Annotated in this window: 5 protein-coding genes; 2 read left to right on the top strand and 3 right to left on the bottom strand. The window is 70.6% G+C overall.

Translation table 11 applies throughout. The features are described from left to right. Positions 1 to 85: 85 nt before the first annotated feature. The 3 genes from ACFOD9_RS02865 to ACFOD9_RS02855 form a co-directional block, all read right to left on the bottom strand. A complete protein-coding gene (locus ACFOD9_RS02865; protein ID WP_379508578.1) occupies positions 86 to 1639 on the bottom strand; it encodes a Do family serine endopeptidase in 1554 nt (517 codons plus the stop codon). 178 nt (positions 1640 to 1817) lie between these two features. Next, a complete protein-coding gene (gene hflC, locus ACFOD9_RS02860) occupies positions 1818 to 2681 on the bottom strand; it encodes a protease modulator HflC (protein ID WP_379508577.1) in 864 nt (287 codons plus the stop codon). Continuing rightward, complete coding sequence (locus tag ACFOD9_RS02855) at positions 2681 to 3910, bottom strand: protease modulator HflK (protein ID WP_379508576.1); 1230 nt, start codon at positions 3908 to 3910, stop codon at positions 2681 to 2683. The genes hflC and ACFOD9_RS02855 overlap by 1 nt, the downstream gene beginning before the upstream one ends. A 102-nt stretch (positions 3911 to 4012) precedes the next feature. Between ACFOD9_RS02855 and ACFOD9_RS02850 the strand changes: the two genes are divergently transcribed. Both ACFOD9_RS02850 and ACFOD9_RS02845 read left to right on the top strand, forming a co-directional pair. After that, positions 4013 to 5005: an Mrp/NBP35 family ATP-binding protein gene (locus ACFOD9_RS02850; protein WP_379508575.1), complete on the top strand. Its 993-nt coding sequence runs from the start codon at positions 4013 to 4015 to the stop codon at positions 5003 to 5005. A 1-nt stretch (position 5006) separates the two neighbouring features. Beyond that, positions 5007 to 7286, top strand: a complete 2280-nt coding sequence (locus tag ACFOD9_RS02845; protein WP_379508574.1) for a xanthine dehydrogenase family protein molybdopterin-binding subunit — start codon at positions 5007 to 5009, stop codon at positions 7284 to 7286.

The following is a 7286-nucleotide window of genomic DNA, read 5'->3' as shown; positions in this document are numbered from 1 at the left end:
TCCGGGACGACGTTTGTCTGCGGTTCCATTTGAACCCTCTCCCCGCCCTTCGACGGGCTCAGGAGGGAGAGGGCTTTCCGGGAGGTCAGCGCAGGCGGATCGGCACGTAGGTGGCCGGCTGGCCGCGGCGCTGGACGCGCAGGAGGACGGCCGGGCGGTTCTGGGCCTTGGCGGCGCGGACCACGGCCTCGAACTGGGCGAGGGTGGTGACCGGCTGGTAATTGGCCGAGAGGATGATGTCGCCGCGCTGGAGACCCTTCTGCCCCGCATCCGACGAGGCATCGACCACGGTGACGACCACGCCTTGCGTGCCGGCGGCGGCGCCAAGCTGGTTGGCGATCGCCGGGGTGAGCGGGATCGCGGAGAGACCCAGCGCCTTCTCGACCACGCCCGGCCCCTGCTTCTGCGGGGGCTGGTTGTAGGCGTTTTCATTGTCCTGGTCGCCCTGGCCGAAGCTTTGCGCCTGGGCCAGTTCCTCCTCGCTCGGGCGCTTGGCGACGACGGCGTTGACCGTCAGGCGCTGGCCGTTGCGGATGAGATCGAGCGGGATGCGCTTGCCCGGCGGGGTATTGGCGACGATGAACGACAGGGTCTGGTCGGGGGTGACCTCCTTGCCATCGACCCGCAGGACCACGTCGCCCGGCTGGAGTCCGGCGCGGGCGCCGGCGCCGGCCGGTTCGACCGCCTGGATGAATTCGCCGCGATTGTGCGGGATGCCCAGCGAATCGGCCAGATCCTCGTTCAGCTGCTGGATGCGAACGCCCAGGTAGCCGCGTTCGATCGCCTGGCCGGCCTTCAGCTTTTCGACGATCGGCGCGGCGGTTTCGGCCGGAATCGCGAAGCCGATGCCGACCGAGCCGCCGGTGGGCGAGAAGATCGCGTTGTTGATGCCGATCACCTGCCCGCGCATATCGAACATCGGGCCGCCGGAATTGCCCCGGTTGATCGCCGCGTCGGTCTGCAGGTAGCGGTCATAGGCCGAACCCGAGCCGGTGGCGCGATAGACCGCCGAGATGATCCCGGCGGTGACCGTGCCGCCAAGCCCGAAGGGCTGGCCGATGGCGATCACCCAATCGCCCACCCGCGCATGGCGGCTGTCGCCGAACTTGACGAAGGGGAAGGGCTTGGGGGCGCTGATCTTGAGTACGGCGAGATCGGAGGCGGCATCGCGGCCGATCAGCTTCGCGGGATATTCGGTGCCGTCGTCGGTCTTGACGGTGATCGATTCGACCTCGCCCTGGCCGTCGGCGGTGATCACGTGATTGTTGGTGACCACGTAGCCATCGGCCGAGATGAGGAAGCCGGAACCGAGCGACTGGGCCTCGCGCGTTTGCGGCGTGGCGCCCTGCTGGCCGCCCTGATCGCCGCCGAACAGATCGGCAAAGGGCGTGCCGGCGAAGGGATTGCCCTGCTGGGCCGCGACGCGCACGCGCTGGCGGGTGGAGATGTTGACCACGGCCGGCTGGAGCTGGGCGGTGAGATCGGCGAAGCTGGCCGGCGCCCCGGCGCGGGGGACGACCTGCTGGATCTGCTGCGCGTCGTTCTGGGCGACCTGGGCGCCGGCGGGCAGGCCGGTGGCAAGGCTGAGGGCCGCGCCGCCGAGCAGCAGCGCCGAAGTGATACCATAAGCGTAGCGCACGGGCTTCACGTCCTCTGTTTTCCTTCCGGTGCCGCGCCGGCACGGGGCCGGGGCGCGGGAGTTTCAGCGTTGCGGTTTCACGCCGTTAGGCCTGAACGCAGATTGAATGGCAAGGTTGCGGTTGTTTGGTGCGCCCTCGACATCTGTCGAGGGCTTGCGGCACCCGACAACCACTTCCTCAATTGCCGGCCTTCCCCTTGAACTGGCGCAGGTAATCGCTTTCCGGCGAAAGCAGGATGGTGCTGGTGCCAGCGTTCTTGGGGTTGGAGAAGGTGGTGTCGTAGCTCTGCATGGCGCGGTAGAAATCGTAGAACGCCGGATCCTTGTTGAAGGCTTCGGCATAGACGCGGGCGGCATTGGCCTCGGCCGTGGCGCGGGTGATCTGGGCGTTCTTCTGGCCCAGCGCGACGATGGTGGTGGCCTCCTGCTCGCGCGCGGCGGCCATGCGGGCAAAGGCGGATTCCAGCGGGGTGCCGTCGGGAAGGTCGGCGCGCTTGATCCGCACGTCGATGATCTGGGCGCCATATTCGCGCGCTTCGCGATCCAGCCCGGTGCGGATGTTCTTCATCGCCTGGCCGCGTTCGGCGGTGAGCAGCGACTGGAAGGTGCGCTTGCCCAGTTCCTGGCGCAGGACCGAGGACAGGATCGGCTGGAGCTGTTCCTCCAGCCGCTCGGTCGTCCCCGCCGAGCGGACCATGCGGACCGGATCGATCACCCGGAAGCGGGCATAGGCATCGACCTCGATCCGCTGCTGGTCGGTGGAGAGGACCTGCTGGCGCTCCATGTCGACCGAGAGCACCCGCTTGTCGATCCGCACCAGCCGTTCGGCCATGGGCAGGCGGAAGATGAGGCCGGCGCCGGTGCTGCCGAAATCGGCATTGGGGCGGAAGCGGTTGATCACCCGCACCGGCTCGCCGAAGCGGACGACGACCGCCTGCTCGGTTTCGGGCACGATGGTGACGCAGGCGAGCAGGGCAGCCAGGGCCACGGCGACCGCGGCCAGCGCGGCGCGGTTTTCCTGCCAGAACGAGCTGAACGGCATCACTGGTTCCCCCCTTCGGCGGCAGCGGCGGCCTTGCGCTTCACTTCGGGCAGCGGAAGGTAGGAGGTGACCCCGGGCGCGGCGACGATCACCTTGTCGTTGCCGGCCAGCACGCGTTCCATGGTTTCATAATACATCCGGCGGCGGGTGACCTCGGGGGCGAGCTTGTACTGTTCGTAGACCTTGTCGAAGGCGGCGGCATCGCCCTGGGCGCGCTGGGTGATCTGCTGCGCCCAGGCCTGGGCGTTCGACATCTCGCGCTGCGCGTCCTGCTGGGCGGCGGTGACTTTCTGGAAGGCATCGATCACCTTGGCCGGCGGATCGGCCTTCTTGATCTCCACGCCCTGGATCAGCACGCCGGACCGGTAGGCATCGAGGACGGCCTGCATCCGCGCGCGCACGTTCTGTTCGACCATGGCGCGGCCGGTGCCGCCCATGGCATCGGACAGCGGCACTTCCGCGATCGAGGCGCGCATCGCGGCCTCGGCCACTTCCTTCACCGTGTTGTCGGGATCGGCGAGCTGGAAGGCGTAGAGCTTGAGGTCCTTGATGTTCCAGCGCACGAGATAGGAGATATCGACCAGGTTCTGGTCGCTGGTGAGCATCAGCTTTTCGGCCTCGCCCTCGGGGATCGTGTCGCGCTTGATCGAGGTGACGTCTTCCACCCGCACGGCCTCGATCGGCCAGGGCAGGGTCCACGAGACGCCCGGCTCGATCGTGCGCGAATACTTGCCCAGCGTGGTGACGATGCCCTGTTCCTTGGGGCCGAGCATATGGGTGGTGGTGGACAGCAGCCAGATCGCCGCCACGCCGGCCACGATCAGCGGCACCCACGAACGCCCGCCCGGGCGCTGGGGCAGGCCGGGGAAGCGGCCGCCGCCAAACCCGCCGCCGCCGCCGGGGCGGCCACGGAAGATCTCGTCGAACCCGGTGGGCCGGCGCGGGCCTTCGCCGCCCGGCGGCGTGGACCGCCCGGGCAGGGCGCCGCCCGGCAGCCACGGATTGCGCGGGCCGGACGGGCGCGGCTTGTCGGCCGGCTCGGCGCCGGGGGCGGAGGGTTCGTCCGGTTCGTCGGCAGCGCCCGCCGCGGGGTCGCCGCCTGTGCCCCAGGGGCTGGGCGCGGCCTTGCGACCCTCCGGCTTGTCGCCGTTGGTCTCGTCTGCGGGATTGCCGTTCCCCCCGGTTGCGGCCAGCCAGCCGCGTGCGATCGCATCGCCAATTGTTCTCATGGCCGCCGTTATAGGAACGGCGGCCTCACAAAAACAGTGCCCGTTCGCGCATTTTCCTTGCTAGGGGCACGAACCGGACAAACTGGAGCCAATCAACCCGCCATGAGCGCCGATGCCGAAGCCCTGAAGACCCTGCTGCCCGAGGATGCGAAGCGGCGCCTGTCGACCCTGCTCGAGAGGCAGGGCGCGGTGACCGTGGTGCTCGATGCCGGCGGGCTGGACCAGCTCGGGCGCGACAAGCTGGAGATCGCGGTCAAGGCCGCGCTGCGCGGGGCCGAGGGGGTGAGCGAAGTGCGCGTGGCGCTGACCGCCGACAAGGCCGAACCGGCGCCCGTGCCCCGCAATGGCCCGCGGATCATCGCGGTGGGTTCGGGCAAGGGCGGGGTTGGCAAGTCCACCCTGTCGGCCAATCTCGCCGTGGCGCTGGCCCGGCTGGGGCTGCGGGTCGGGCTGGTCGATGCCGACATCTATGGCCCTTCCCAGCCGCGCCTGATGGCCAGCGAGGGCCGCAAGCCCACCGCGCATGACGAGAAGCTGGTGCCGCTCGATACGCAGTGGGGCGTGCGGATGCTTTCGGTTGGCAACCTGGTCGAACCGGGCCGCGCGGTGGCCTGGCGCGGGCCGATGGCCGGCGGGGCGCTGGGCCAGCTGATGGACGCGCACTGGGACAACACCGATGTCATCGTGATCGACCTGCCGCCCGGCACCGGCGACGTGCAGCTCACCATGGTCCAGAAGCACAAGCCCGATGGCGCGGTGATCGTCTCCACCCCGCAGGACCTTGCCCTGATCGACGCGACCCGGGCGATGAACTTCTTCGAGCAGACCAGGGTGCCGGTGATCGGCATGGTCGAGAATATGTCGGGCTATGTCTGCCCGCATTGCGGCGAAGAGAGCGATCCCTTCGGCCATGGCGGCGCGCAGGACATGGCGGTGAAGGGCGGCGTTGCCTTCCTGGGCCACATCCCGCTCGATCTCGCGATCCGCCAGGAAAGCGATGCCGGCCGTCCGCCCGCCGCCGGCGACACCGCGCAGGGCCAGGCCTTCATGGCCGTGGCCCGCAAGGTGGCCGACTGGCTGGAGCAGACGGCCTGAGATGCGCCTGACTCGTCGCGGCTTGCTGATCGGCGGCGCGGCGGGCGGAGGCCTGCTGGTTGCCTGGGCGTTGACCCCGCGCCACTTCCCGCAGGAACTGCCGCTCAAGGACGGCGAATTCGCCTTCGGCGCCTGGCTGGCGATCGCGCGGACCGGGATCGTCACCGTGGCCGTGCCGCAGCTGGAAATGGGGCAGGGCGTCTCCACCCTGTTGGCGCAGGTCGTGGCGATGGAACTGGGGGCCGACTGGCGCAAGGTTGCCGCCGTGCCCGCGCCGATCAGCGGAGCCTATGCCAATGCGGTGCTGGCGGCGGACTGGGCGCCGTTGTGGATGCCCTTGGCTTCCGGGCTGGCAGAGGGCGAGGACAGCCGGATGGCCCGCGGCTTTGCCGAGCGCGAGCGTTTCATGGCGACGGCCGGCGGCACATCGCTGGCCGCTTATGAAGGACCGGCGCGCCTCGCAGCGGCGGCGGCGCGCGAATTGCTGTGCCGGGCGGCGGCGGCGCGCTGGGACGTGGCCTGGACCGAGTGCAAGGCGGCGGGCGGCTTTGTCAGCCACGGCAACCGGCGCGCGGGTTTCGGGGATCTTGCCGAGGATGCCGCCGGCCACGACCTGCCCGGCGATCCCGCGCTGGGGCCGGCACCGGCCGAGCCGGCGGCCGGGACGGGAACGGCCTTCCCCCGGATCGACCTGCCGGCCCTGGCCGAAGGCTCGGCGCGCTTTGCCGGCGATATCCGGCTGGAGGGCATGGTCTTCGCCGCGATCCGCCATGCCCCGGTGGGGCAAGCGGCGGCGCTGGGCACGGTTGACGAGAGCAGGGCGGGGGGCGTGCGACTGGTCCACGGTTCGGACTGGCTGGCCGCGGTGGGACCGACCTGGTGGGCCGCCGACCAGGCGCTGGCCCGCGTGGCGCCCGCGTTCAAGGTTTCCCGCCCGGTCGATACCAGCCGGATCGAGGCCGCGCTCGATCAGGCGGTGAAGAAGGCGCGGACCGAGCGGATCGCCACCCTGGGCGATCCCGAAGGGGCCATGGGCGAAGGCCCGCCGAGCCTGATTGCCCGCTACGATATTGCCCCGGCCCTCCATGCCACGCTGGAAACCGCCAGTTGCACCGCGCGGCTCGAAGGCGGGCGGCTGGAGCTGTGGCTGGCCACCCAGTCGCCCGAGACGAGCCGGCGCGCGGCGGCCAGGGCGCTGGGGCTCAATCCGCGCGACGTGGTGCTCTATCCCATGCCGGCGGGCGGCTCGTTCGATGCCCGGCTCGATACGCCCCATGCCGTGGAAGCCGCGCTGATCGCCCGCGAAGTGGGCAAGCCGGTGCAGCTGGTCTGGTCGCGCTGGCAGGAGCAGGTCGCCGGCAAGCCGCGCCCGCCCGCCGCCGCCGTACTCTGGGCGCGGACGCGCGAGAGCGCGCAAGGGCAGGGCGGCGAGGTGATCTCCTGGCACACGCGCATCGCCACGCCGGCCGCCGCGCGCGAGTTCGGGCGCCGGCTGTTCGGCGGGGAGGCGCCTGCCGCCGCCCTTGCCGCCAGCGCGGGCGAGGCCGATCCGCTGGCCCTGTCGGGCGCGGTGCCGCCCTACGGCCTGGCCCATTTCGCGCTTGACCACGTGCCCGTGGTGACAGGTATCCCGGCCGGGCGGATGCGGGGCAATGGCCACGCGATGACCGCCTTCTTCACCGAGAGCTTCGTTGACGAACTGGCCCGGGCCGCGGGGCGCGAGCCCTTGTCCTACCGGATCGCGATGCTGGGCGGTGATCTGCGCCTGGCCGAATGCCTCCAGCAATGCGCCACCCTGGCCGGCTGGGATGCCGGTGCCGATGCCAGCGGGCAGGGGCTGGCCTGCCATCGTCTTGGCCCCGCGCATGATCCCGAGGGCACCCGCGCCGGGCGGATCGCGGTGATCGCCACGGCCCGGCAGGACGCGGCCGGGGTCAGGGTGGAGAAGATCACCGCCGTGGCCGATATCGGCCGGATCGTGAACCGCGATCTCGCGCGCCAGCAGATCGAGGGCGGGCTGGTCTTCGGCCTCGGCCTGACCCTGGGGGCGAGCACCAGCTGGGCGCGCGGCCTGCCGGTGGCCGAGCGTCTGTCGCAGCTTTCCCTGCCGGTGCTGGGCAATACCCCCGAGATCGTGGTGGCTTTCGTGGAGAGCACGGCGCCGCCGGTCGATCCGGGCGAGCTGGGCGTGGTCGCCGTGGCTCCGGCCATCGCCAACGCGCTCCATTCCGCCACCGGGGTGCGCTTTCGCAAATTGCCGCTGTTCGCCGAGGAAGTGTGA

The sequence above is a fragment of the Novosphingobium bradum genome (genome assembly GCF_042646485.1).
GTDB classification, from domain to species: domain Bacteria; phylum Pseudomonadota; class Alphaproteobacteria; order Sphingomonadales; family Sphingomonadaceae; genus Novosphingobium; species Novosphingobium bradum.
This window is presented reverse-complemented; position numbering and strand designations above follow the sequence as displayed.